This is a genomic window from Streptomyces sp. JL2001, assembly GCF_050917515.1.
Taxonomy (GTDB): Bacteria; Actinomycetota; Actinomycetes; order Streptomycetales; family Streptomycetaceae; genus Streptomyces.
Genome location: NZ_CP169421.1, coordinates 4,838,700 through 4,861,956, shown reverse-complemented (window position 1 = coordinate 4,861,956; position 23,257 = coordinate 4,838,700). Strand labels below are relative to the sequence as shown.

Annotated in this window: 23 protein-coding genes and 1 riboswitch; of the genes, 7 read left to right on the top strand and 16 right to left on the bottom strand. The window is 71.7% G+C overall.

Annotated features, from left to right (window positions below; all coding sequences use genetic code 11):
* Nucleotides 1-112: 112 nt before the first annotated feature.
* Nucleotides 113-1,378 carry a PTS transporter subunit EIIC gene (locus tag ACE1OA_RS21660; protein WP_356604893.1) on the top strand — a complete coding sequence of 422 codons (1,266 nt, stop codon included), beginning with the start codon at nucleotides 113-115 and terminating at the stop codon, nucleotides 1,376-1,378.
* Nucleotides 1,379-1,533: 155 nt separating this feature from the next.
* On the opposite strand, the gene ACE1OA_RS21655 is transcribed toward ACE1OA_RS21660, so the two are convergent.
* Nucleotides 1,534-2,286, bottom strand: a complete 753-nt coding sequence (locus tag ACE1OA_RS21655) for an MBL fold metallo-hydrolase (protein WP_384866822.1) — start codon at nucleotides 2,284-2,286, stop codon at nucleotides 1,534-1,536.
* A 212-nt stretch (nucleotides 2,287-2,498) separates the two neighbouring features.
* On the opposite strand from ACE1OA_RS21655, the gene ACE1OA_RS21650 reads away from it, so the two are divergent.
* Nucleotides 2,499-2,996 (top strand): type II toxin-antitoxin system PemK/MazF family toxin, encoded by a 498-nt coding sequence (locus ACE1OA_RS21650; protein WP_432753239.1) that lies wholly within the window; start codon nucleotides 2,499-2,501, stop codon nucleotides 2,994-2,996.
* A 19-nt stretch (nucleotides 2,997-3,015) separates the two neighbouring features.
* Here ACE1OA_RS21650 and ACE1OA_RS21645 read toward each other — a convergent pair whose 3' ends face one another.
* From ACE1OA_RS21645 to clpS, 10 genes are all read right to left on the bottom strand, one after another.
* The gene (locus tag ACE1OA_RS21645; protein ID WP_147978161.1) at nucleotides 3,016-3,966 is read right to left on the bottom strand and encodes a PLP-dependent cysteine synthase family protein; all 951 of its coding nucleotides are present in this window, start codon (nucleotides 3,964-3,966) and stop codon (nucleotides 3,016-3,018) included.
* Between the two features lie 5 nt (nucleotides 3,967-3,971).
* The gene (locus ACE1OA_RS21640; protein WP_147978162.1) at nucleotides 3,972-4,250 is read right to left on the bottom strand and encodes a MoaD/ThiS family protein; all 279 of its coding nucleotides are present in this window, start codon (nucleotides 4,248-4,250) and stop codon (nucleotides 3,972-3,974) included.
* A gap of 103 nt (nucleotides 4,251-4,353) precedes the next feature.
* Nucleotides 4,354-4,527, bottom strand: coding sequence for a putative leader peptide (locus tag ACE1OA_RS21635; RefSeq protein WP_356604901.1), 174 nt, complete (start codon nucleotides 4,525-4,527; stop codon nucleotides 4,354-4,356).
* A 60-nt stretch (nucleotides 4,528-4,587) separates the two neighbouring features.
* Nucleotides 4,588-5,370 carry an ABC transporter ATP-binding protein gene (locus ACE1OA_RS21630; protein ID WP_356604903.1) on the bottom strand — a complete coding sequence of 261 codons (783 nt, stop codon included), beginning with the start codon at nucleotides 5,368-5,370 and terminating at the stop codon, nucleotides 4,588-4,590.
* Entirely contained in the window at nucleotides 5,367-6,422 is a 1,056-nt protein-coding gene (locus ACE1OA_RS21625) for a FecCD family ABC transporter permease (RefSeq protein ID WP_432754085.1), read from the bottom strand. Before ACE1OA_RS21625 ends, ACE1OA_RS21630 begins: the two co-directional genes overlap by 4 nt.
* Nucleotides 6,423-6,472: 50 nt before the next feature.
* Nucleotides 6,473-7,447 carry an ABC transporter substrate-binding protein gene (locus ACE1OA_RS21620; protein WP_432753238.1) on the bottom strand — a complete coding sequence of 325 codons (975 nt, stop codon included), beginning with the start codon at nucleotides 7,445-7,447 and terminating at the stop codon, nucleotides 6,473-6,475.
* Nucleotides 7,448-7,486: 39 nt separating this feature from the next.
* Nucleotides 7,487-7,606, bottom strand: a riboswitch (cobalamin riboswitch).
* A 44-nt stretch (nucleotides 7,607-7,650) separates the two neighbouring features.
* Nucleotides 7,651-8,091: a Mov34/MPN/PAD-1 family protein gene (locus ACE1OA_RS21615; protein WP_147978165.1), complete on the bottom strand. Its 441-nt coding sequence runs from the start codon at nucleotides 8,089-8,091 to the stop codon at nucleotides 7,651-7,653.
* A gap of 77 nt (nucleotides 8,092-8,168) precedes the next feature.
* The gene (locus ACE1OA_RS21610) at nucleotides 8,169-9,605 is read right to left on the bottom strand and encodes an amino acid permease (RefSeq protein ID WP_356775842.1); all 1,437 of its coding nucleotides are present in this window, start codon (nucleotides 9,603-9,605) and stop codon (nucleotides 8,169-8,171) included.
* A 439-nt stretch (nucleotides 9,606-10,044) separates the two neighbouring features.
* Complete coding sequence (locus ACE1OA_RS21605) at nucleotides 10,045-10,623, bottom strand: DUF2017 domain-containing protein (protein ID WP_432753237.1); 579 nt, start codon at nucleotides 10,621-10,623, stop codon at nucleotides 10,045-10,047.
* Nucleotides 10,623-10,928 carry an ATP-dependent Clp protease adapter ClpS gene (gene clpS / locus ACE1OA_RS21600; RefSeq protein WP_147978168.1) on the bottom strand — a complete coding sequence of 102 codons (306 nt, stop codon included), beginning with the start codon at nucleotides 10,926-10,928 and terminating at the stop codon, nucleotides 10,623-10,625. Before clpS ends, ACE1OA_RS21605 begins: the two co-directional genes overlap by 1 nt.
* A gap of 102 nt (nucleotides 10,929-11,030) precedes the next feature.
* Here clpS and ACE1OA_RS21595 point away from each other — a divergent pair, with 102 nt between their 5' ends.
* A complete protein-coding gene (locus ACE1OA_RS21595) occupies nucleotides 11,031-12,359 on the top strand; it encodes a nicotinate phosphoribosyltransferase (RefSeq protein WP_356775840.1) in 1,329 nt (442 codons plus the stop codon).
* A 123-nt stretch (nucleotides 12,360-12,482) separates the two neighbouring features.
* A complete protein-coding gene (locus tag ACE1OA_RS21590) occupies nucleotides 12,483-13,079 on the top strand; it encodes an isochorismatase family protein (protein WP_356604914.1) in 597 nt (198 codons plus the stop codon).
* A 68-nt stretch (nucleotides 13,080-13,147) separates the two neighbouring features.
* Here the strand turns inward: ACE1OA_RS21590 and ACE1OA_RS21585 are convergent, their stop codons facing one another.
* Nucleotides 13,148-13,453: a hypothetical protein gene (locus ACE1OA_RS21585; protein WP_356775838.1), complete on the bottom strand. Its 306-nt coding sequence runs from the start codon at nucleotides 13,451-13,453 to the stop codon at nucleotides 13,148-13,150.
* Between the two features lie 122 nt (nucleotides 13,454-13,575).
* Nucleotides 13,576-16,005 carry an immune inhibitor A domain-containing protein gene (locus ACE1OA_RS21580; RefSeq protein ID WP_384866835.1) on the bottom strand — a complete coding sequence of 810 codons (2,430 nt, stop codon included), beginning with the start codon at nucleotides 16,003-16,005 and terminating at the stop codon, nucleotides 13,576-13,578.
* 414 nt (nucleotides 16,006-16,419) lie between these two features.
* Between ACE1OA_RS21580 and ACE1OA_RS21575 the strand changes: the two genes are divergently transcribed.
* On the top strand, nucleotides 16,420-16,707 hold the full coding sequence (locus ACE1OA_RS21575; RefSeq protein WP_356604920.1) for a hypothetical protein: 288 nt from the start codon (nucleotides 16,420-16,422) through the stop codon (nucleotides 16,705-16,707).
* A gap of 13 nt (nucleotides 16,708-16,720) precedes the next feature.
* Here ACE1OA_RS21575 and ACE1OA_RS21570 read toward each other — a convergent pair whose 3' ends face one another.
* The gene (locus tag ACE1OA_RS21570; RefSeq protein ID WP_384866837.1) at nucleotides 16,721-17,512 is read right to left on the bottom strand and encodes an RDD family protein; all 792 of its coding nucleotides are present in this window, start codon (nucleotides 17,510-17,512) and stop codon (nucleotides 16,721-16,723) included.
* Nucleotides 17,513-17,634: 122 nt separating this feature from the next.
* Entirely contained in the window at nucleotides 17,635-19,110 is a 1,476-nt protein-coding gene (locus ACE1OA_RS21565; protein ID WP_432753236.1) for an RDD family protein, read from the bottom strand.
* A 564-nt stretch (nucleotides 19,111-19,674) separates the two neighbouring features.
* Between ACE1OA_RS21565 and ACE1OA_RS21560 the strand changes: the two genes are divergently transcribed.
* Nucleotides 19,675-20,145 (top strand): SsgA family sporulation/cell division regulator, encoded by a 471-nt coding sequence (locus ACE1OA_RS21560; protein ID WP_147979306.1) that lies wholly within the window; start codon nucleotides 19,675-19,677, stop codon nucleotides 20,143-20,145.
* A gap of 10 nt (nucleotides 20,146-20,155) precedes the next feature.
* On the opposite strand, the gene ACE1OA_RS21555 is transcribed toward ACE1OA_RS21560, so the two are convergent.
* Nucleotides 20,156-21,535 carry an FAD-binding oxidoreductase gene (locus tag ACE1OA_RS21555; protein ID WP_432753235.1) on the bottom strand — a complete coding sequence of 460 codons (1,380 nt, stop codon included), beginning with the start codon at nucleotides 21,533-21,535 and terminating at the stop codon, nucleotides 20,156-20,158.
* 108 nt (nucleotides 21,536-21,643) lie between these two features.
* Here ACE1OA_RS21555 and ACE1OA_RS21550 point away from each other — a divergent pair, with 108 nt between their 5' ends.
* Entirely contained in the window at nucleotides 21,644-23,230 is a 1,587-nt protein-coding gene (locus tag ACE1OA_RS21550) for a tetratricopeptide repeat protein (RefSeq protein WP_432753234.1), read from the top strand.
* Nucleotides 23,231-23,257 lie beyond the last annotated feature (27 nt).

Genomic DNA, 23,257 nt, shown 5'->3' with positions numbered 1-23,257 from the left:
ACACCACTCATTGGTGTAGACCACGCGGTCCAGACCACCGCGTTCCACGAGACGCCGCCGTCGCCCCCTTTCACTGTCCTCTGGCGGCGCCTTGCCTTACTGGAGGAAGTTGATGAGTACGGCCACCGCCCAGGCCGCCGCTCCCGCGAAGAAGCGCGGATCCGGCCTGTTCCAGGGCCTGCAGAAGGTCGGTCGCAGCCTGCAGCTGCCGATCGCCGTGCTGCCGGCTGCCGGTCTGCTGCTCCGCCTCGGCCAGCCGGACGTCTTCGGCGCCGACGGCCTCGGCTGGGACAAGGTCGCCTCGGTGTTCGCCACCGCAGGCGGCGCGGTCTTCGACAACCTGCCGATGCTCTTCTGCATCGGCGTGGCCATCGGCTTCGCCAAGAAGGCCGACGGCTCCACCGCGCTCGCCGCGCTGGTGGGCTTCCTCGTCTACGCGAACGTCCTGAAGGCGTTCCCGGTGACCGAGGCCGTGGTCAACACGACCGAGAACAAGGGCGTCGACGTCGCGGCGACCTTCAACAACCCGGGTGTCCTCGGCGGCATCCTCATGGGTCTGCTGGCCGCGGTGCTGTGGCAGCGGTACCACCGCACCAAGCTGGTCGACTGGCTCGGCTTCTTCAACGGCCGCCGCCTCGTCCCGATCATCATGGCCTTCGTCGGCACCGCCGTCGGCGTCCTGTTCGGCCTGGTCTGGGAGCCCATCGGCAACGGCATCTCCAGCTTCGGCGAGTGGATGACGGGCCTCGGCTCCGGCGGCGCCGGCCTCTTCGGCCTCATCAACCGCGCGCTGATCCCGGTCGGCATGCACCAGTTCGTGAACACCGTCTCCTGGTTCCAGATCGGCGACTTCACCAACGCCGCCGGCGAGGTCGTCCACGGCGACCTGAACCGCTTCTTCGCGGGTGACCCGAGCGCCGGTCTGTTCATGTCCGGCTTCTTCCCGATCATGATGTTCGGCCTCCCGGCCGCCGCCCTGGCCATCGCGCACTCCGCCCGCCCGGAGCGCCGCAAGGCCGTCATGGGCATGATGGTCTCCCTCGCGCTGACCTCCTTCGTCACCGGTGTGACCGAGCCGATCGAGTTCTCGTTCATGTTCATCGCGCCGGCCCTCTACGCGATCCACGCCGTGCTGACCGCGATATCGATGGCCGTCACCTGGGCCCTGGGCGTGCACGCCGGCTTCACCTTCTCCGCCGGCCTCATCGACTACGGCCTGAACTGGAACCTCGCCACCAAGCCGTGGATGATCATCCCGATCGGTCTGGTCTTCGCGGTGGTCTACTACGTGGTCTTCCGCTTCGCGATCCAGAAGTTCAACCTGCCGACGCCGGGCCGCGAGCCCGACGAGGAGGTCGAGGACCTCACCAAGGCGTAGGCCTCGCGTGACCTCGTACGAAGGCCCCCGGAACCGTCCTGGTCCCGGGGGCCTTCGCCGTCCTGTGCCCGGCCTCGCCGTTCCGTGCGCGCCGGTCGCCGCACCCGCCGCTCCGCCGCGGGCCGTGTGCGGGGCCGGCGCGGAGGGCCGCGGGATCAGAGCTCGTAGACCGCGCCCGGGTGCGCCAGCTCCACCGGGCCGGAGAAGACCGCCCGCGCGTCCGCCAGGTTCAGCTCCCCGTCCGTCCACGGCGGGATGTGGGTGAGCACCAGCCGGCCCACCGAGGAGCGGGCCGCCTCGGCGCCCGCTTCCCGGCCGTTCAGGTGGAGCGCCGGGATGTCCTCCTTGCCGTGGGTGAAGGAGGCCTCGCACAGGAACAGGTCCGTGCCGTCCGCGAGTTCGTGGAGCGCGTCGCAGACGCCCGTGTCACCGGAGTAGGTGAGGGAGCGGCCCTCGTGCTCCAGGCGGATGCCGAACGCGTCGACGGGGTGGACGACCTTCTCCGTGCGCACCCGGAACGGGCCGAGGTCGAAGGAGCCCGAGGTCAGGGTCCGGAAGTCGAAGACCTCGCTCATCGCCTTGTCCGAGGGGGTGTCGGCGTACGCGGTGGTCAGGCGCTGCTCGGCGCCCTCGGGGGCGAAGACCGGGATCGCGTCGCAGCGGCCGCCGTCGTGGCGGTAGTAGCGGGCGACGAAGTAGCCGCACATGTCGATGCAGTGGTCGGCGTGGAGGTGGCTGAGGAAGATGGCGTCGAGGTCGTACAGACCGATGTGGCGTTGCAGCTCGCCCAGGGCGCCGTTGCCCATGTCGAGAAGCAACCGGAAGCCGTCGGCCTCGACGAGGTAGCTCGAACAGGCCGAATCCGCGGACGGGAACGACCCGGAGCAGCCGACGACGGTGAGCTTCATGGAGCGTGAACCTCCGTGGAAGGGCGTCCGTGGACGGGTGCGGGACAGTCGCTGAGGGGGAGGTCGTGCGATCTGTCGAGCGTACGGTGCGTGAGTGCCCGTCGCTCCTCCGCAGTGGTGCGTTGTGTGCGAACTCACGGGCGCTGTCACCGGTTCGGATGGACCTGGGGCGGCAGGGCGCGGGAGACGGGCCGCCGGTAACGTCATGCGGTATGGACATGTCCTGGTGGCCGGCGCTGGTCGCCGTTCTGGTGATCGGACTGGCCGTGGCGCTGGCGGACGGCCGCAGGCGCGCGGCCCGGCGTCCCGGTGCGCGGGGTCCCGGTGCGCGGGGTCCCGGTGGGCGGGGTCCCGGTGGGCGGGGCCGGCCGCCGGGCAGGGCGCCGGGGCGCCGGCCCGGTTCGCTTCCCCGGCCGGGGGAGATCTGGTGGGCGGAGGTGCCCTACGAGGACGGGCCCGGTTCGAAGGACCGGCCGTGTCTGGTGCTGTCGCTGAAGGGCGACCGGGCGCTGGTCGCGAAGATCACGAGCAAGTACCACGACGAGCGGCCCGGTGTGATCGCGCTGCCGCCGGGTGCGGTGGGTGACGCGCGGGGGCGGCCGAGCTTCCTGGAGACGGACGAGCTGCGTCAGGTCGCGGTGGGCGGTTTCCGCCGGAGAGTGGGAACGGCGGACCCGGTGGTCTGGGACCAGGTCCGCCATCTCTCGTGACGGGGGGTGCGGGTGGGGCTCAGGCCCAGAGCTGGCCCTGGACGGTCTCGATGGCCTCTTCGGTCGTCGCCGCCGTGTAGAGGCCGGTCGAGAGGTACTTCCAGCCGCCGTCCGCGACGACGAAGGCGATGTCGGCGCTCTCGCCGGCCTTGAGCGCCTTGCGGCCGACGCCGATGGCCGCGTGGAGGGCGGCGCCGGTCGAGACGCCGGCGAAGATGCCCTCCTGCTGGAGGAGGTCCCGGGTCCGGGTCACGGCGTCGGCCGAGCCGACCGAGAAGCGGGTGGTGAGGACGGAGGCGTCGTAGAGCTCCGGCACGAAGCCCTCGTCCAGGTTCCGCAGGCCGTAGACCAGGTCGTCGTAGCGCGGCTCGGCGGCGACGATCTTGACGTCCGGCTTGTGTTCGCGGAGGTAGCGGCCGACGCCCATGAGGGTGCCGGTGGTGCCGAGGCCGGCCACGAAGTGGGTGATGGACGGCAGGTCGGCGAGGATCTCGGGGCCGGTGGTGGCGTAGTGGGCGCCCGCGTTGTCCGGGTTCCCGTACTGGTAGAGCATCACCCAGGTGGGGTTCTCGGCCGCGAGTTCCTTGGCGACCCGTACCGCCGTGTTCGACCCGCCCGCCGCGGGGGACGAGATGATCTCGGCACCCCACATGGCGAGCAGCTGTCGGCGCTCCTCGCTGGTGTTCTCCGGCATGACGCAGACGATCTTGTAGCCCTTGAGCTTCGCCGCCATGGCCAGGGAGATCCCCGTGTTCCCCGAGGTCGGTTCGAGGATCGTGCAGCCGGGGGTGAGCCGGCCCGCCTTCTCCGCCTGCTCGATCATGTGGAGCGCGGGGCGGTCCTTGACGGAGCCGGTGGGGTTGCGGTCCTCCAGCTTCGCCCAGATGCGGACGTCGTCCGAGGGCGAGAGCCGGGGCAGGCGGACCAGCGGCGTGTTGCCGACGGCCGCCAGCGGGGAGTCGTAACGCATGTGGATCAGACCATGCCGCCGGCGACGGCCGGCAGGATCGTGACGTTGTCGCCGTCGGTGAGCTTGGTGTCGATGCCGTCCAGGAAGCGGACGTCCTCGTCGTTCAGGTAGACGTTGACGAAGCGGCGCAGGGTGCCGCCGTCCACGATGCGGGCCTCGATCCCGGTGTGGCGGGACTCCAGGTCGGCGAAGAGCTCGGCGAGGGTCTCACCGCTGCCCTCGACGGCCTTGGCGCCGTCGGTGTAGGTGCGGAGGATGGTCGGGATGCGGACCTCGATGGCCATGGCGTGGGCTCCTGTCGGGAACGGGCGTGGTGGGCGCGCGGCTGGGGCCCCCGCGCGGAGGGGGTGGTGCGGGGATGTGCGCTCGGGCCGGGTTCTCGTCGGGTCAGAGCGCAGCGCGGGACGTACAGGTCGCGCCGGCGACGCGGCACAGGTCGACGTGCAGTCGCGCCGCTCCGCCTCCGAAGACTCCGAGGAACGCGGAGGCGAAGGGAGCGTCAGCGACCGGGGCGGGCAGGTGTGTGCCCGGCGTCTGTTCGCTCACGTCATGGGAAACCATGCGGTCATCGTATCGATTCCCGGTCCGGGTTCCGGAATGTGATCTCACATGACGGACATCTCATGCTCGGCTGGTGGACGCGGGGTGCCCGGCCGGGAGGTAGAGGACGGTCGGGGTGCCGGTGACGGGGTGCGGGACGACCTCGGCGTCCACGCCGTAGACGCCCGCGAGCAGGCCGGGGGTGAGGACCTCCGCGGGCGGCCCGTGGGTGACGATCCGGCCGTCCTGCAGGACGTAGAGCCGGTCGCAGTAGGCCGCGGCGAGGTTGAGGTCGTGCAGGGCGAGCAGGTTGGTGGTGCCCAAGTCGCGTACGAGCGAGAGGACTTCCAGCTGGTAGCGGATGTCGAGGTGGTTGGTCGGCTCGTCGAGGACCAGCAGGGCGGGGTCCTGGACGAGGGCCCTGGCGACCAGGGCCCGCTGGCGTTCGCCGCCGGAGAGGCCGGGGTACGGGCGCTGCGCGAGGTCCGCGATGCCGACCCGGGCGAGGGCGGCCTCGGCCCGTTCCAGGTCGTCGCCGGTGTCGCCCTCCCAGAAGCGCTTGTGCGGGGAGCGGCCGAGGGCGACGAGTTCACGGACGGTCAGCTCGAACTCGGTCGAGGCGTCCTGCGGGACGGTGGCGATCCGGCGGGCGCGGGCCTTCGGGGTGAGGGCGTGCAGGTCGTCGCCGTCGAGCAGCGCCCGGCCCGAGGTGGGCCGCAGGGTGCCGTAGACGCAGCGCAGGAGGGTGGTCTTGCCGCTGCCGTTGGGGCCGACGAGGCCGACGGTCTCGCCGGGGCGGGCGTGTACGTCGACGGCCCGCAGCCGTGTCCCGTACGACAGTGCCTCGGTGCGCAGTTCGGTCACAGCGGGCTCCCTTCCGGGCGGCGGCGCATCAGCCAGAGGAAGAACGGGCCGCCGGTGAGGGCGGTGAGGACGCCGACGGGGATGTCCTGGGGCGCGGCGACGGTCCGGGCGGCGAGGTCGGCGAGGACCAGGGCGAGCGCGCCGCCGAGCGCGGCCACCGGGAGGAGGCGGCGGTGCGGGGCGCCGACGGCCATCCGGGCGGCGTGGGGGACCATCAGCCCGACGAAGCCGACGGCTCCGCTGGCCGCGACCATGACGGCGGTGACGAGCGAGGCCAGGACGAAGACGGCGGCGCGGAAGCGGGCCGTGTCCAGGCCGAGGACGGTCGCGCCCTCCTCGCCGACGAGGAGGAGGTCGAGCGGGCGGGCGAGGGTGAGCAGCGCGCCGACGCCGACGGCGAGGGCGGCGGCGGGCAGCAGGAGGGTGTCCCAGCGGGCGCTGCCGAGGCCGCCGAGGGACCAGAACATCGCCTCCTGGAAGTGCTCGGGCCGCCCGGCGAGCACCAGGAGCAGGGTGGTCAGCGCGGACAGGATGTAGGAGACGGCGACGCCGGCGAGGACGAGCCGGGCTCCGGTCATGGTGGAGCCGCGGCGGGCCAGCGCGTAGACGAGGACCAGGGCGAGCAGGGCGCCGGCGAAGGCGCCGGCGGGCAGGGCGAGCGTCGAGGTGATGCCGGCGCCGCTGCCGATGCCGAGGACCAGGACGAGGACGGCGCCGGTGGACGCCCCGGAGGAGATCCCGAGGAGGAAGGGGTCGGCGAGGCGGTTGCGGACCAGTGCCTGCAGGACGGTGCCGACGACGGCGAGGCCGGCGCCGACGACCGCGCCGAGCAGGACGCGGGGCAGCCGGACGTCGAGGACGATGGTGCGGAACGGGGACGGGGCGGCGTCGCCGGTGAGGATGCGGGTGACCTCGGCGACGGGGATGGTCACGGATCCGAGCGCGACCCCGGCGACGACGGCGCACGCGAGGGCGGCGAGGAGGCCGGCGACGACGAGCCCGTACGGGACGGGGGCGGCGGCGGGTGGGCGTGCGGCGGCCCGCGCGCCCACCCGGAGGGGCGGGTGCGCGGGCTGCCGGGCGTCCCCCTTCGGGGGCGCGGTCACCGGTCCGGGTGGAGCTGGGCGGCGAGCTTGTCGACGGCGGCGGGGACGCGGACGCCGAGGACCGTGTCCGAGAGCGGCATGACGGCGAAGCGCTGGTTCCTGATCGCCGGGACGTCGCGGAGGGCGGGGTCCTCCAGCAGGCGCTTCTTCTTCTGTTCGACGGTGGTGGAGCCGTAGTCGTAGATGACGATCACGTCGGGCCGGCGGGCGACGACCTGTTCCCAGGTCGCGTCGCCGAAGGGCTTGGCGAGGTCGGCGAAGACGTTGCGGCCGCCGGCGCGGGTGATCAGTTCGTTGCCGATGCCGGTGCCGCCGGCCGTGAACGCGGTCTTGTCGCCGCTGTCGTAGACGAAGACGGAGACGGGGGGCACGTCCTTCAGGCGGCGTTCGGTGGCGGCGACGGTCTTGCGGGCCTCGGCGGTCCACTTCCGGCCGCGTTCGGGGACGCCGAAGGTGCGGGCGACCTCGTCGACCTCCCGGTAGAGGTCGGTGAGCGAGGAGGCGCCGGAGGGGCAGTACTCCGTGTTCAGCCGGGTGCTGATGCCCGCGGCCTTGAGGTCGTCGCGGCCGCGGCCGGCCTTGGCGTCGAAGGCGGAGGCGTAGCCGCCGTACACGAAGTCGGGGCCGGCGGCGAGCAGCGCCTCCTTCGACGGGTACTCCTTCGCGAGCACCGGGACGGAGTCGTACGCCTTCTTGTAGGCGGGCAGGACGCGGTCGTCGAGGTAGGCGGTGCCGACGAGGGACTTCTCCAGGCCGAGGGCCAGCATGACCTCGGTGACGTGCTGGTTCATCGTCACGGCACGTCGCGGCGGGGCCTGGTAGGTGGTCTGCACACCGCAGTTGGCGACGGTGTAGGGGAATCCCGGGGCGGCCTTCGGGTCCGGGGGCTGCTGCGCGGCGGGCGCGGAGCAGGCGGCGAGCAGCGGGAGAAGGACGAGGGCGGGCAGCGGTGAACGGCGCCGGGTCAACACGGACGTGCCTCCTGACGGGGATTTCCACGTCCCCGGTCGGTGGTGAGAAGGCGGCAGGTCAGTTCCTGGCTTCCGGCTCCCGGGGCGGGAGCCGGTCACAGTGGCGGGACCGTGCCGGATTCGCACCGGCTTCCTGGGTCCTGCCGCCCTGATGTCCGGTCAGTCTCTCATCACGTCGTCGGCGTGCGGAGGGCTGAGGCGCTTCAGGCTCCGGGGGTCTGCGCGTACGCCTCGACGACCTGGACCTCTTCCTCGGTGACGACGCCTTCGACGATGGTGAAGGAGCGGAACTGGAAGGGGCCGGCGTCGTCCGTGTCCGCGGTGGAGACGAGCACGTAGTGGGCGGCGGGCTCGTTCGCGTAGGAGATGTCCGTGCGGGACGGGTAGGCCTCGGTCGCCGTGTGCGAGTGGTAGATGACCACGGGCTCCTCGTCCCGGTCGTCCATCTCGCGGTACAGCTTCAGCAGGTCGGCCGAGTCGAACTCGTAGAACGTGGGCGAGCGCGCGGCGTTCAGCATCGGGATGAAGCGCTCGGGGCGGCCGGTGCCGGCCGGGCCCGCGACCACGCCGCAGGCCTCGTCGGGGTGGTCCGCGCGGGAGTGTTCCACGATCTGGTCGTACAGGGCCCGGGTGATGGTCAGCATGGTCGACAGGATAAGCGGGCGGGCCGCCGCGTACCGAGGAGTGGTACGCGACGGCCCGAATGCCGAGACGGCGGAGATCAGGAGCGCTTGACGAACGCCGCGCCCTGCGGGTTGCGGGCCTTCAGCACGAGGTACGAGACGCCCATGATCAGGGCCCACACCGGCGCGCCGGGCCACAGCGCGACGCGGGAGTCGGGGTCGATTCCCATCATCACGATGACCATGCCGATGAAGGCGAGCGCGAACCAGCTGGTGAACGGGGCGCCCGGGGCCTTGAAGCCGGACTCGGGCAGCTCGCCGCGGTTCGCCTTGGCGCGGTAGCGGATCTGGCAGACCAGGATCATGATCCAGGCCCACATGCCGGAGATGGTGGCGAAGGAGACGACGTAGTCGAAGGCCTTGCCCGGCGCCACGTAGTTGATCCACACGCCGACCAGCATCAGCGCGGCGGAGACCGTCGTGCCGAGCAGCGGGACGCCGTTGGCGGTGAGCTTGGTGAGGAACTTCGGCCCCTGGCCGTTCAGCGCGAGGTCGCGCAGCATCCGGCCGGTGGAGTACATGCCCGAGTTGCAGGACGACAGGGCGGCGGTCAGCACCACGAAGTTGACGATGGCGGCGCCGATGCCGAGGCCCATCTTCTCGAAGGCGGCGACGAACGGGGAGACGCCCGGCTGGAACTCCGACCACGGCACGACCGAGAGGATCATGATGAGGGCGCCGACGTAGAAGACGGCGATGCGCCACGGGACGGTGTTGATCGCCTTGGGCAGGACGGTCTTGGGGTCCTTGGACTCGCCGGCGGTGACGCCGACCAGCTCGACCGCGAGGAAGGCGAACATCACGATCTGCAGGGTCATCAGCGTGCCGCCGAGGCCCTTGGGGAAGAAGCCGCCGTCGTTCCAGAGGTTCGCCACGGAGGCGGTCTCGGCCGCGTCGGAGAAGCCGATGGTGAGGATGCCGGCGCAGATGAGGATCATGCCGACGATCGCGGTGACCTTGACCATCGAGAACCAGAACTCGAGCTCACCGAAGAGCTTCACGGAGATCAGGTTCGCGCCGTAGAGGATGACGGTGAAGATCAGCGCGAAGGCCCACTGCGGGAAACTCCCGTGTGTCCAGAACGCCATGTACTTGGCGGCCGCGGTGACCTCGGTGATGCCGGTGACGACCCAGAAGAGCCAGTACGTCCAGCCGGTCACGTACCCCCAGAAGGGGCCGACGAACTCGCGGGCGTACTCCGAGAAGGAGCCCGACACCGGGCGGTACATGAGCAGTTCGCCCAGGGCCCGCATGATGAAGAAGATGACCAGGCCCGCGATGGCGTAGGCCAGGATCAGGCTGGGGCCGGCCTTGGAGATGGCCTTGCCCGCGCCGAGGAAGAGTCCGGTGCCGATGGCACCGCCGATGGCGATCATCTGGATCTGCCGGGCGCCGAGGCCACGCTGGTAGCCCTCGCCGCCGCCCACGGCCCCGTCGGTGCCGTCGTGCTGCTTGTCGACCTGCACTGAGGTCATGGTGGTGCGCCTTTCTCCATGCTGATCCGCGCCGACTGCGTCTGGCCGCGGATCAGGTCCTGATCCCCCCGGATGTGGAATGGAGTGCTACCGGCGGTCAGCCGGCTCGAGCGCCCCCGGGGACAGGGGTGGCGTCCCCGGGCGGTCGTGAAGATTTATCACGCGTGAAACGTCGATCGACGGGCACTACTGTGGCGCACGCCACAGGAAGAAGCGGACGAAGAGGACTCAACACGGCAAGCTAGAACACTTTGGTGACGTATTCGTTATCCGGATTTGAGCGTCCGCTGAGCGAACGGAAGAGGCTCGTGCGGGGGGCCGGAAGCGTCCCGTCGGCCCCGCTTCGGACCGACGGGACGGCCGGTGGCGGCCGGGGCAGGACATGGACCGCCGGGGAGCGCCCGGGAGCGCCGCGCCAGGCGGGCTCCCCCGGGGGCGCCTACGGCATCAGCGTCTCGACGAGCGACTCCTGGAGCGCGCCCAGCCACAGGTACGCCATCACCATCGGCTTGCGCGGGTCGGAGTCCGGGAGCCGGTACAGCCCCTCTCCCCCGTCCTCGTCGGTGACCTCCAGGCGGGTCCCGATGGTCAGCCGCAGGTCGTTGATCGCGCCGAGCCAGGCCCGCGACTCGTCAGCCGTCAGCTTGAGGACGGCCCCGCCCTCGCCGACCGGGGTGAGGGTGTCCAGGCTGCGGACGACCTTCAGGGCGTCCTCGCGCTTGCGGGCCCGCAGGTCGTTCTCGGTGTAGCGGCGGAAGTCGGCCGCCGCCGCCCGCTGCTCCTCGTCCGCGTCGCCGTAGGCGTCGGGGAAGAGCCGCTTGAGGGCGGGATCGGACGGGGGCTCGCTCGGGCCCTCGGCGAAGAGCGCGGCGAGCGGGTCCTCGCCCTCGACGGGCTCGTCGCCCGGTCCGATCAGCTCCATGAGCTGGACGGCGAGGGAGCGGAGGATGGAGACCTCGACCTCGTCGAGCGCGACGGCCGCGCCGCCGCCGGGCAGCGCCTCGAACCGGCCGGCCATCAGCCGCGGTCCTGGGTGAGGGTCGCCCACAGTCCGTAGCCGTGCATCGCCTGCACGTCCCGTTCCATCTCCTCGCGGGTGCCGCTGGAGACCACCGCGCGGCCCTTGTGGTGCACGTCGAGCATCAGCTTGTGCGCCTTGTCCTTGGAGTAACCGAAGTACGTCTGGAAGACGTAGGTCACATAGCTCATCAGGTTGACCGGGTCGTTGTGGACGAGGGTGACCCACGGGACGTCCGGCTCGACGACGGCGAAGGTCTCTTCAGCCGATTCCGTCTGTTCGATCTCAATAGGCGCGACGCTCACTCACCCCATGCTGCCACTCTCCGTGGCCTGTCGCACAAACGGGTCAGGGGCGCGTCCCTAGAAATCGTCACTCTGACGAGTATTCGGGGTAGCATCGCTGACATGAACGCTGCGGACCTTGGGCTCCCGGTGGACGTGCCGTCGACCGCGCTCTTCACCGACCAGTACGAGCTGACCATGCTCCAGGCGGCCCTCCGGGCCGGCACCGCCGACCGGCGCTCCGTCTTCGAGGTCTTCACCCGGCGGCTGCCCGAGGGGCGGCGCTACGGGGTGGTGGCCGGCACCGGACGCGTCCTGGACGCCGTCGAGAACTTCCGGTTCGACCCGGCCGTCCTCGGCTTCCTGCGCGAACAGGGCATCGTCGACGAGCCCACGCTCGAGTGGCTCGCGGGCTACCGCTTCTCCGGCGACATCTGGGGCTACCCCGAGGGCGAGGTGTACTTCCCCGGCTCGCCGATCCTGCGGGTCGAGGGCAGCTTCGCCGAGTGCGTGCTGCTGGAGACCGTGATCCTGTCGATCCTCAACCACGACTCGGCCATCGCGGCCGCGGCCTCCCGGATGTCGGCGGCCGCGAGCGGCCGGCGGCTGATCGAGATGGGCGCGCGGCGCACCCACGAGCTGGCCGCCGTCGCCTCCTCCCGGGCCGCCTACGTGGGCGGTTTCGACTCCACCTCCGACCTGGCGGCGGGCTTCCGCTACGGCATCCCGACCGTCGGCACCTCCGCGCACGCCTTCACCCTGCTGCACGACAGCGAGCGGGACGCCTTCCGCGCCCAGGTCGACTCGCTCGGCCGGGGGACGACCCTGCTCGTCGACACCTTCGACGTCGCCGAGGCCGTCCGCACCGCCGTCGAGGTCGCCGGGCCGGAGCTCGGGGCCGTACGGATCGACTCCGGCGACCTGCTCCTCGTGGCGCACCGGGTGCGGGCGCAGCTCGACGAGCTGGGGGCCCGTGACACCAAGATCGTGGTGACCTCCGACCTGGACGAGTACGCCATCGCCTCGCTGGCCGCCGCGCCGGTCGACGCCTACGGTGTCGGCACCCAGCTGGTCACCGGCAGCGGGCACCCGACCTGCTCGATGGTCTACAAGCTGGTCGCCCGTGCCACCTCGGCCGACCCGAAGGCGCCGCTGACGGCCGTCGCGAAGAAGTCCGTGGGCGGCAAGTCGTCCATCGGCGGTCGCAAGTGGGCGGCGCGGCGGACGGACGCGGACGGGATCGCCGAGACCGAGGTCATCGGCACCGGCGCGGTCCCGCCGGAGCTCGCCGACAACCGGCTGCTGGTGGAGCTGGTCAAGGGCGGCGACGTGGTGGCCCGCGAACCGCTGGAGGCGGCCAGGTCGCGGCACATCGCGGCCCGGGCCGGGCTGCCGATGTCGGCGATCCAGCTGTCGCGCGGCGAGCCGGTGCTCCCGACGGAGTACGTGTAGCGATCCGCGCGCGCCGCGACGGAACGCCCCCTCCCGAAGGGGCGGGGAAGTCTCTAGGCTCGAACCCGCCCCTCGCCCCACCCGCCGACACCTCCTCCCACCCACCGGCTAAGGACACCCGCCATGCACCGCGCATTGATCGTTGTGGACGTTCAGAACGACTTCTGCGAGGGCGGCAGCCTCGCGGTGACGGGGGGCGCGGACGTCGCCGCCGCCATCACCGACCTGGTCGGCGAGGCGGCGGGTGCGGCGTACCAGCACGTGGTGGCGACCCGCGACCACCACGTGGACCCGGGCGACCACTTCGCCCCGGCGGGCCAGGAGCCGGACTACGTCACCTCCTGGCCCGTGCACTGCGTCGCGGGCACGGAGGGCGTCGGCTTCCATCCGAACTTCGCTCCGGCGGTCGCCTCCGGCGCCATCGAGGCGGTGTTCGACAAGGGCGCGTACGAGGCGGCGTACAGCGGCTTCGAGGGGCGCGACGAGAACGGCATGACGCTGGCGCAATGGCTGCGGGAGCGGGAGGTGAGCGAGGTCGACGTGGTCGGGATCGCCACCGACCACTGTGTGCGGGCCACGGCGCTGGACGCCGCGCGCGAGGGGTTCCGGGTGCAGGTCCTGCTGGACCTGACCGCGGGGGTGGCCAAGGAGACGACCGAGAAGGCGCTGGGCGAGCTGCGCGCCGCCGGGGTCGGGCTGACCGGGACGCCGACGGTCTGACCGCCGGGCGTCCCGCGCTCGTGCGTACCGGGGCCCCGCGAGCCGGGCGGGATCTTCCGGGACGGCCCTCAGCTCGCGGTCGGCAGGGACCGTACCGGGTGCCACAGCTCCTGGGCCGTGCCCGGGTTGGATCTCCAGAGCAGGCCCTCCGGGTGGTGCAGCACCGCCGTGATCTCGTCCGGGGTCGGCGGCTCGGCGTTCCCCCGGAGGTACACCGCGCGCAGCCCCAGGTTCCGCAGCCTGGTCAGGGCGCGGGACCGGTTCGAGGCGTGGACCAGGAAGCGGACCATGGCACCGTCGCCGGCCGGGCTGGGCAGCCCTATCGCGACGACGACACTCCCACCTGGCAACTTGCAGAACCCTCCACCGGGCATGCCGAGACCACTCCCCCGTGAACCACTGTCAATAAGAAATCCGTCTGACGCACCTAAACACGATCGGCCGCCGCCCGCTAGAGGGCGACGGCCGATCATGGTTTGACCTGCGACGATACGAACTACTTCGTCGACGGACCCACCTGGACGGTGATCGTCTGGCCGTTCTTCGGCTCCTTGACGACCGCGATCTTGGTGTTGGTGTCAGTTACCTGGACACCGGCCCGCTCGGTCTCCTTGAACCAGTACGTGCCCTTGCGGTCGTCGAAGACCGGGTTGCCGGCCTGCGACTTGATCTTCACCGCGACGTCGGCCTTGTGCAGCGTGATGCCGTCGGTCCGGGCGAAGCCGAAGGTGGAGTCGTACGCCTGGATGCGGTTGCGCAGCAGGGTGCCGTCCGTCCACTTCAGCGGCGTCGGGTGGGCGTCGATCGGAAGGACGAGACCCTGGCCCGGGTGGACCGAGGTGTTGTTGTCCTTCTGCGAGGTGTCCCACAGCCAGATCAGCAGGCCGTTCTGGTACGGGTAGTGCTCGACCCAGCTCGACTTGTCACCCGTGAAACCGAAGTTGTACGGGCCGACCTTGAGGGTCGCGTCGTAGGAGACGTACTGGCGGTTCTCCGCGAGGTAGTACTGCTCGTACTCCTTCGTGAAGCCCTTGCCGACGCGCGAGAAGCCCTTGGCGACCCAGCCGTTGTCACCGTTCTCGGCGTTGTCGGCGAAGACGGGCGCACCGTCGGCGGTGAGGGTGATGGCGTCGGCCGTGAAGCCCTTGCCGCCCGCGCCGCCGTCCGTCTGGTAGCGGAAGCGGAGGTCGAACTTCTTCCCCGCGTAGGCGTCCAGCGAGTAGACGAGGCTCTTGTGCGCACCCGAGACGTCGGTCAGCGCCGGGGCGCCGCTCGCGTCACGCGGGATGGCCTTGCCGTCGGCGGTGCCGTCGAGGGCCGTCCAGTTGGCGCCGCCGTCCGTCGACACCTCGGTGTAGAGGTAGTCGTAGTCCAGCTCGATGTCGTACCAGCCCTGGAGCGCCAGGGAGGCCGAGGTCTTGCCGGTCAGGTCGACGGAGCGGGTCAGGGTGTTCTTGAGGTCGTCACCCATGTTGCTCCACCACTGCGTGGCGCCCTCGGCGGGCTGCACGACCTCGGTGGTGACCTGCTTCTTCGGCAGCTCGACGACGAGCGCCTGCGGGTTCTTGGTGTTGTACTCGGAGACGCCCAGGGTGTGGGTGCTCTTCTTGCCGCGCTGGGTGTTGCTCACCTTGGTGTAGTTGAGCCAGCCGAGCTGCAGCTTGTCCCAGGCGTTCATGTCGCCGGGCAGGTCGCCGATCGCGTCCTTGCCGGTGCCGAGCCACGAACCGGACGACATCAGCGTCCAGAAGCCCGTGGAGTTCTCGCCGCCCGCGGTGTCGTAGTGGTCCGGCAGACCGAGGTCGTGACCGTACTCGTGGGCGAAGACGCCGAGGCCGCCGTTCTCGGGCTGCATCGTGTAGTCGCCGACCCAGATGCCGGTGTCACCGATCTGGGTACCGCCGGCCTTGTTGTTCGCCGGACCGGTCTTGCCCGCGTTGGTGCCGTAGGCGTACCAGCGGTGGGCCCACAGGGCGTCGGTCGCCTGGACGCCGCCGCCCGCCGACTCGTCCTCGCCCGCGTGGACGATCTGGAAGTGGTCGATGTAGCCGTCGGCCTCGTTGAAGTTGCCGTCGGCGTCGAAGTCGTACCGGTCCCACTGGTCGTACTGCGCCAGGTCGGCCTTGATCTGGGCGTCGGTACGGCCCTTGGCCTTCTGGTCCGCGGTCCACGCCGTGACACCGTCGCGGACGGCGTCCCAGACGTTGGCGCAGTTGCTCTGGCCGCAGTAGTTCGAGCCGTAGCGGGCCTCGTTGTACTCGACCTTGACCCAGTCGGAGACGCCGCCGTCGACCGAGTACCGGCCGGACGAGGTCTTCTCGTAGTAGGTCTTCAGCGACTGCTTGGGCTGTCCCTTGGCGTCCTTGCCGGTGCCGAAGTACAGGTCCTGGAAGTGCTTCTGGTTGTAGTCCTTCTGCCAGGCCGTGGAGTTGTCGTTCGCACGGTCCGGCGCGGCTATCTGGTTGTGCAGGGGGCCGGGCGTGCCGCCGAACTTCGGCTTCAGCTCGTCCGTGTCGTCGTCGGCGCGGTTCACCAGCGTGCTGGTGTCGACCTTGTCGCCGAACTCGACCAGGATCGTGAAGATCTTGTCGGTCTTCTCGCGGCCCAGCTCGACGTACTTCTTGCTGTCGAGCTTGACGACCTGGGAACCGCCGCGGCGCTCGACCTTGGACTCGCCGCTCAGCACCTGCTCGAGGGCGGCCTTGCGCTGCGCCTCCTGCTGCTTGCTGAACGGACCGTCGAGGTCGTGGTCGACCTTGGTCTTGTCCGCACCGTTGCCCGGTGCCGGGTCCTGCCGCACGTCGGCAGGGTTCGCCTGGGCGTTGCTGCCCGCCCAGGCGGTCGTGAAGGTCGAGGCGGTGGCGGCGGTAGCCGCGAGCGCCACGACGACTGCGGACGCTCTGATCGCCCGTCGTCTGTTGGTCACTTGATGTTGTCCTCCCCGGCGCCCGATGTCCGCGGACCTGAGGTGGGGTGTCCGCGGGCGGGGTCGCGCGTCACAAGTGACGACATTCGACCGGAGTTAAGAGAGAAAAGACAGATCTTGACTTGAACAGGCCAACTGCACTATGCAGGAGCGCCTTTCCGGATACCGAACGCCATCCGAACGCCATCCGAACAGGCAACCGGCGCACCCTGGCGGCCGGTTGGCGGATTCGGTGACTCCGTGCGCCCCCCGTGCACCGGCACCGTGGGTTAGGTCACGCTTACCAACGGTTCCTCTCGGGCATCCACCGTCGTAGAGTCGCTCGACCGACGGCACCGCCCTGCGGTGGCCGGGGAGAGCGATCCACCACCGATGCAACCGACGCACCCGATGCCTCGAGGGACGGTACCCGTCATGCCGCGTCCGAACACCGCACAGCTCGCCTACGGTTCGGCCACCGTCGTCTTCTCGACCGCCGCGCTGCTCCTGCTGTCCAGGACCACGACGACCCTGGGGATCATCGCGATCAGCGTGGCCGGACTGCTCATCGGGGTCCTCGTGGTGGTGGCCGTGCCGGTGCGGCGCCAGGCGCCCGCGGTGCCGCAGCCGTCCGTACCCGCCCAGCGGACCCCCCGGAACGCCGAGATCCGGGTGCCGGCCGTCCACGCGGGCGCGGGGGCCGATACCCGGATCGGTTCGTAGCTCCGCCGTCGGCCTACTGCGGCACGGTGACGACCACGGTCTTGGCGGCCTTGTCGTGCAGGCCCTGTTTGTAGGGCTTGTCGACCAGGATCAGGATCAGCAGGAGCAGCGGCCACAGGCAGGCGCAGCAGATCAGCGCGGGCAGCCACAGGACCGAGGCGCGGATCAGCGAGGCGTTCGTCGGCGGCGTGGAACCGTCGTTGAGCATCGCGACCCGCAGCTTCAGCCACTTCTTGCCGAGGGTCTGTCCACCCTTGGCGACCATCAATGTGTCGTAGCCGACATACGCCACGATGGTGATGAGTTGGAAGACGAGCTGACTTCCGCCGTTGAAACTGTTGACGGTGTCGCTGAAGTCGGCGTCGTTGTCGGTCGCCCGCTTGTAGACGTCGAACGGGATGCCGATGATCGCGAGCGGGATGGCGACGATCAGCCAGTCGATGAGACGGGCGACGATGCGCCGGCCGGAGTCGGCGAGCGGCGGCATCCCGGCGAGCGGATCGGCGCCGCCGTAGCCTCCTCCGCCGCCGTAGGGCTGGGAGCCGTACGGCGGGGGCGGCGGAGCGTTGTCGTACGGGGATCCGTACGGGCTGCCCGGCGGCGGGCCCCCGGGCGGCGGACCACCCGGAGGCGGGCCTTCCGGGGGCGGACCTCCAGGTGGTGGGCCCTCGGCACCCTGCCCCTCGGGCGGCCCGCTCCCGTAGGGGGAACCCGACCCCGCCGACGGTGGCGTGGGGTCCTGCGGCTTCTTGAGGAACGGGTCGTCCTCGGGCGGCTGGCCGGACGTCGGCTGGTCGTTGCTCATGGGGGCAGTGCATCCCGCCGGCCGGGGCCCCGCAATGATTCGCCGCCCGTCCGGGGGACCGCCGAACGGGCCGTCGTGCGCGTCCCGGTCCGGGACACCGCCGAAGGGGCCCCGGACAGCCCTTAGGCGGCCACGAAGGTGTGGGACGCCTTGTCGTGCCAGCACTGGCGCCAGGGGCGGTCGAAGAGGCACCAGAGGACGTTGAGCACGCCGAGGACGAGCAGCCCGAGGACGCCGTAGACGAGCCAGCGGCGCAGGGCCCCGCCGAAGGTCGGCGGCTCGTGGGCCTCGATGTCCCGCACCTGGAGGCCGAAGAGCTTCTTGCCCGGCGTGCGGCCCCACTTGGCCGTGGGCAGCGCCTCGTAGAGCACGCCCAGCACGAGGAAGAGGGCGAGCGCGATCCCGAGGTTCAGGGAGGTGGTGCCGTCCAGGAGCCACACCTGGACGGTGGTACCGGTCTGCTTGGCCGCCTCGATCTTGCCGTCGATGTGGTCGAGCGCCTTGGTGACGAAGGGGAACGCCGCCGCCCCGGTGATCGCCCCGAAGAGGATCGTGTCGACGAGCCGGGCGGCCAGCCGCTTGCCGAGACCGGCGGGACGGGCGGCGGCCTGGGCCCGCGCGGCCTGGAGGAACGGGTCCTCGACGGGCGGCTTCCAGGGCAGGACGGGCTGCTCGGGGTCGGCCGTCCGGGCGCCGGCCGCCGGGGACGCCTGGGGCGTGGGCTGGGCCAGCCGGTGCACCTGCTGGGGCCAGGACGGGGCGCCGCCACCGGTGCCGGTCGTGACGGGCGCCGGGGACGGACCGGCCTGCGCCGCCGGGCTCTGCGCCGCCTGCTCGGGGCGGGGCGACGGCTGCGCCGGCTGGGGAGCCGCCGGCGCCTGAGGTGCCTGCGCTCCCTGGAGTCCCTGGGCCGCTTGGGCGCCCTGGCGGCCCTGGGAGCCGAGAGAACGCATCGTCATGGCGCCCTCGCCCGCGGGGCGGGGCTGCGCCTGCCGTACGCCGGGCAGCGCGCCGCCCGTCGGGTCGGCCGACGCCGGGGTCACCGGCATGCCGCCCAGCCGGGCGGGCGACGAGGGTGCCCGGTGCCCGGCCGGACCGGTCGCGGGGCGTGCCTCGGGCTCCGCGGCCGCCCGCGGGTCCTGACCGGGGATCCGGGGGTCGTCGCCCTGCGCCGGGCCGGGGTTCGCGGACGGGTGGCGGGGGTCGGCCTCCGGGGAGCCCCACGAGACCCGCTGGTCGCGCTCACCGCCGAAACCGGTCTGGCGGTTGACGTCCGCCTGCCAGGCGGAGGCCGGCTCGGGCGCCGGGCGCTCCGGGGCGAGCGGATCCTCGTCGAAGAAGTGGGGACCGGTCTCCTCGACCGCCGGCACGGGTGCCGGTGCGGGTGCCGGTGCGGGTGCCGGGCTCGGCATCGGTGCGGGTCCCGCTGCCGACGGCGCGGGCGCCGTCGGCGGCGCCTCGCCGTCCCCCGGCGCGGGCCGGCTCGTCCCGGGCACCCAGGCGGCCCCGTTCCAGTACCGGATGTACCCGGGAATGGACGGGTCCGGGTAGTACCCGGCCTGCGGTACCTCTCCGCCGCCTCCAGGAGGAGTAGCCACTGCCCCGACTCCGTTCCGTTACAACGCTGCTTCGACCATCGGGCCGCCGGCCCAAGGAGGACAGTAACGAAGAACGCGGCGCTGGGAAGATAGAGCCCGAGAGAAAGCCCGCCTTCGAGGGACATACCGCGATTCCCGCGACTCAGCGTCACGTTCGGGCCGGGGCTTTCCGGTAGGTCTCCGACTCGGCCGACGCCCCGTCACACAGCGTGGCGGAAGCGGGAGGCGAGTCAGCCCCGGACCCGCCCGCTCGGCGTGCGGACCCTGTGCGGAGGTCGTGCGGACCCTGTGCGGATCCCGCGTCGCGGGCCGCGGGGAAAGTTCCCGAGAAAAGTTCCCGAAGTCGCGTCATGGCCGGCGGCCACCCCTGTCTCTTCCGGTACGGGCCCACGCGGGGCCCCGTACCGGAGAGGACGTCGCACCGTGCAGAACACCGAGAACGACAAGCACGCCGAGAACGGCGGGCACCGTGCCGGGCAGGCCGAGAACGCCGCGCACGCGGAGAACGTCACGCGCGCCGAGGACACCGCGGCCGCCGAGCGGACCGACACCACCGGGCACTCCGTGGTCGAGCGCGAGCTGGAGCTGAAGCTGGTGCTCTCGCCCGAGCGCAGCATCCCCGTACCGGCCCGGCTCTCCTACCGCACCGACGACCCCTATGCCGTCCACGTCGTCTTCCACATCGGCTCGGACCACCCCGTCGGCTGGACGTTCGCCCGCGAGCTGCTCGTCGAGGGCGTCTTCCGGCCCTGCGGTCACGGGGACGTGCGGATCTGGCCCACGAAGGTGGACGGCCGCAACGTCGTGCTGATGGCCCTGTCGTCACCCGACGGCGACGCGCTGCTCGAAGCCCCCGCCACGCAGGTGTCCGCCTGGCTGGAGCGGACCCTGCGCGCCGTCCCGCCGGGCACCGAGTCCGAGCGCCTCGGCATGGACGAGGGGCTCGCCGGACTGCTCGCGACGACCGTGGTGGCCGACGAGCTGTGGCTGCGCGATCCGTGGCCGTCGGACGAGTCGCAGGACGGTGAGGAGTGAGCCGAGCGCCTCAGAAGAGCTTGCCGGGGTTCAGCAGGCCGAGCGGGTCGAAGGTCCGCTTGATGCCGCGCTGGAGTTCGAGCCCCACCGGCCCCAACTCCCTGGCCAGCCACTCCTTCTTCAGCACGCCGACGCCGTGTTCGCCGGTGATCGTGCCGCCCAGCTCCAGGCCCAGCGCCATGATCTCGTCGAAGGACTCCCGCGCCCGCCGCGACTCGTCCTCGTCGGCGTGGTCGAAGCAGACCACCGGATGGGTGTTGCCGTCGCCCGCGTGCGCGCAGACGCCGATGGTCAGGTCGTACTTGCGCGCGATGGCGGACGTGCCGTCGAGCATCGCGGCCAGCTTCGTCCGCGGCACGCACACGTCGTCGATCATCGTCGCCGTCTTGATCGTCTCCAGGGCGGTGAGGGACAGCCTGCGCGCCTGCAGCAGCAGTTCCGACTCCGCGGCGTCCTCGGCCGGTACGACCTCGGTCGCGCCGGCCGCCGCGCACAGCTCCCCGACGGCGGCGAGGTCCGCGCCCGGATCGGGAGTGTCGAAGGCGCACAGGAGCAGCGCCTCGGTCGTGTCCGGCAGCCCCATGTTCGCCATCTTGTTGACCGCCCGCACGGTGGTGCGGTCCATGATCTCCAGTAGCGAAGGAGTGTGGCCGCGCTCCATGATCGCGCAGACCGCCTCGCAGGCGGCGCCCGCCGAGGGGAACTCGGCGGCGAGCACCAGCTGTTGCGGTGGCCGGGGCCGGAGCGACAGGACCGCCCTGACAACGATGCCGAGACTGCCCTCGGAGCCGACGAACAGCCGGGTCAGGTCGTATCCGGCGACGCCCTTGGCGGTCCGGCGGCCGGTGGTGAGCAGCCGGCCGTCGGCGAGGACGACGTCCAGGCCGAGGACGTACTCCGCGGTCACCCCGTACTTCACGCAGCACAGTCCGCCGGACGCGGTGCCGATGTTGCCGCCGATCGTGCAGGTCTCCCAGCTGGACGGGTCCGGCGGGTAGTAGAGGCCGTGCTCGTTCACGGCCCGTGACAGCACGGCGTTCACCACGCCCGGCTCCACCACCGCGATCCGGTCGACCGGGTTGATCTCCAGGATCCGGTCCATCTTGACGAGCGAGAGCACGATGCAGCCCTCGGAGGCGTTCGCCGCCCCGGACAGGCCGGTGCGGGCGCCCTGCGGGACGACCGGCACCCGCAGGTCGGTCGCGACGCGCATGACGTGCTGCACCTGCTCGACGGTGCGCGGGAGCACGACGGCGGCGGGAGTGCCCGCGTCGCAGAAGCTCGCCATGTCCCGGGCGTAGGAGCCGGTCACGTCCGGGTCGGTGTGCAGCGCCTCGGCCGGCAGGCCCGCGCGCAGTCGTTCGTGGATCCGCGTCAGAAGATCGTCCATGCGTCCAGCCTGGCACCCGGGGCCATCGGTGTGAACCCGGCGGGCCTTCGGCTTCACCGAGCGGAGTGGACGCTTCGTGTGCTCTTCGTACTGCCCCACAGTGACGCCATGAAGCGCGCCATGAAGAGGGAGAACCTGTCGAGGACGGTGCTCGTCGCCGGGCTGGGCGCGGCGGTCGCGGCCACGGGACTGATGTACCTCCCCGCACTCCTGTCGGACCTGTTCGAGGACGGCCCGCCGTCCGCCTCCAGCCCCGCCGGGCGGGCGATGATCGCGGCCCAGGCCGGGGCGCCCGCGGCCCTGCCCGATCTGACCGCGCTGATCGCCGACCGGGAGAAGTGGCTGTCGGACCACGAGGACGACGACGCCTCGTGGGCCGTACTCGGGGCGGCGTACACGGAGCGGGCCGCCCGCCTCGGCGACGCCGCGTCCTATCCGCGGGCCGAGCGGGCCCTGCGGCGCTCGCTGGACGTGCGGTCGGCCGCGAGCGGGAACCTGGACGCGCAGCTGGGCCTCGGAGCACTGGCCAACGCCCGGGGCGAGTGGAAGACCGCCCGGACCTGGGCCGAGAAGGTCCGCACGGCGAACCCCGAGCGCTGGTCGACGTACCCCGTGCTGATCGACGCGTACAACGGCATCGGGGACTACAAGTCCGCGCAGAAGGCCATGGACACGCTGGAGAAGCTGCACCACGGCGCGACGGTCAGCGCGCGCGCCTCCCAGGTCCACCGCAACCACGGCTGGCGCGAGGACGCCTGGGCGGACGGGGAGGACGCGGTGGCGCGGGCGGCCGCGGTGCCGGAGAAGGCGGCGGCACTCGCCCGGCTCGGCGACCTGGCGTGGGAGCGGGGCGAGCCGGAGGAGGCGCTCGCCGAGTACGGCGTGGCGCTGCGGCTCGCGCCCGACCACGGGCCGGCGCTGGCCGGCCGGGCACGGGCGCTCGCCGCTCTCGGCCGGACCGACGAGGCGGTGCGCGACTACCGCACGGTGCTGGAGAAGCTTCCCCTGCCGGAGTACGTCCTGGAGGCCGGCGAGCTGTACGAGTCGATCGGCCTGGACGGCGACGCCCGGGCGACGTACGAGCGGCTGCGGACGACGGCCTGGCGCAACGGCGCCAACGGCCTGGTGGTGCTCGGACTGTACGAGGCGGACCACGGCGACCCGGCGGCGGCGGTGCGGCGGCTGAAGGCGGAGTGGGCGCGCGGGCACGGGTCCATGCACGTGGCCGACGCGCTGGGCTGGGCGCTGTACCGGGCGGGACAGCCGCAGGAGGCCCTGCCGTACGCGAAGCGGGCGACCGACGAGGGCATGCGCAGCGCGCTCTTCGCGTACCACCGAGGTGTGATCGAGCGGGAGGTGGAGCAGTACGGGCCGGCCCGCCGGCACCTGAAGGAGGCGATGCGCATCAACCCGTACTTCTCGCCGCTGCTCGCGCCGCGGGCGCGGGAGGCGGTGGCGGCGCTCGGCGACCCGCCGGACGACCTGCCGGAGGAGCTGCGCCCGGCGCCGAAGCCGTCCGCGTCGAAGCTGTCCGGGGCGACGGTGGCGGCCGGGAGTCCGTCCACCAGGGGGTCGGGGGGCGGCTCGGGGTCCGGTGGACGCTCGGGGTCCGGGGGTGCGGGCGGTGCGGCGTCGGGCGGGAAGGTGCCCGGGGCGGAGCCGGCCACTCCGCAGCGGAGCCCGAAGGCGCCGTAGGGCGCGAGCTCGACGGCGCGGGGACGC

Coding starts and splice junctions, on each gene's coding strand:
- ACE1OA_RS21660 (WP_356604893.1), top strand. CDS start 113: ATGAGTACGGCCACCGCCCAGGCCGCCGCTCCCGCGAAGAAGCGCGGA.
- ACE1OA_RS21655 (WP_384866822.1), bottom strand. CDS start 2,286: ATGAAGCTCACCGTCGTCGGCTGCTCCGGGTCGTTCCCGTCCGCGGAT.
- ACE1OA_RS21650 (WP_432753239.1), top strand. CDS start 2,499: ATGGACATGTCCTGGTGGCCGGCGCTGGTCGCCGTTCTGGTGATCGGA.
- ACE1OA_RS21645 (WP_147978161.1), bottom strand. CDS start 3,966: ATGCGTTACGACTCCCCGCTGGCGGCCGTCGGCAACACGCCGCTGGTC.
- ACE1OA_RS21640 (WP_147978162.1), bottom strand. CDS start 4,250: ATGGCCATCGAGGTCCGCATCCCGACCATCCTCCGCACCTACACCGAC.
- ACE1OA_RS21635 (WP_356604901.1), bottom strand. CDS start 4,527: ATGGTTTCCCATGACGTGAGCGAACAGACGCCGGGCACACACCTGCCC.
- ACE1OA_RS21615 (WP_147978165.1), bottom strand. CDS start 8,091: ATGCTGACCATCACCCGGGCCCTGTACGACCAGATCGTGGAACACTCC.
- ACE1OA_RS21610 (WP_356775842.1), bottom strand. CDS start 9,605: ATGACCTCAGTGCAGGTCGACAAGCAGCACGACGGCACCGACGGGGCC.
- ACE1OA_RS21605 (WP_432753237.1), bottom strand. CDS start 10,623: ATGGCCGGCCGGTTCGAGGCGCTGCCCGGCGGCGGCGCGGCCGTCGCG.
- ACE1OA_RS21595 (WP_356775840.1), top strand. CDS start 11,031: ATGAACGCTGCGGACCTTGGGCTCCCGGTGGACGTGCCGTCGACCGCG.
- ACE1OA_RS21590 (WP_356604914.1), top strand. CDS start 12,483: ATGCACCGCGCATTGATCGTTGTGGACGTTCAGAACGACTTCTGCGAG.
- ACE1OA_RS21585 (WP_356775838.1), bottom strand. CDS start 13,453: ATGCCCGGTGGAGGGTTCTGCAAGTTGCCAGGTGGGAGTGTCGTCGTC.
- ACE1OA_RS21575 (WP_356604920.1), top strand. CDS start 16,420: ATGCCGCGTCCGAACACCGCACAGCTCGCCTACGGTTCGGCCACCGTC.
- ACE1OA_RS21570 (WP_384866837.1), bottom strand. CDS start 17,512: ATGAGCAACGACCAGCCGACGTCCGGCCAGCCGCCCGAGGACGACCCG.
- ACE1OA_RS21555 (WP_432753235.1), bottom strand. CDS start 21,535: ATGGACGATCTTCTGACGCGGATCCACGAACGACTGCGCGCGGGCCTG.
- ACE1OA_RS21550 (WP_432753234.1), top strand. CDS start 21,644: ATGAAGCGCGCCATGAAGAGGGAGAACCTGTCGAGGACGGTGCTCGTC.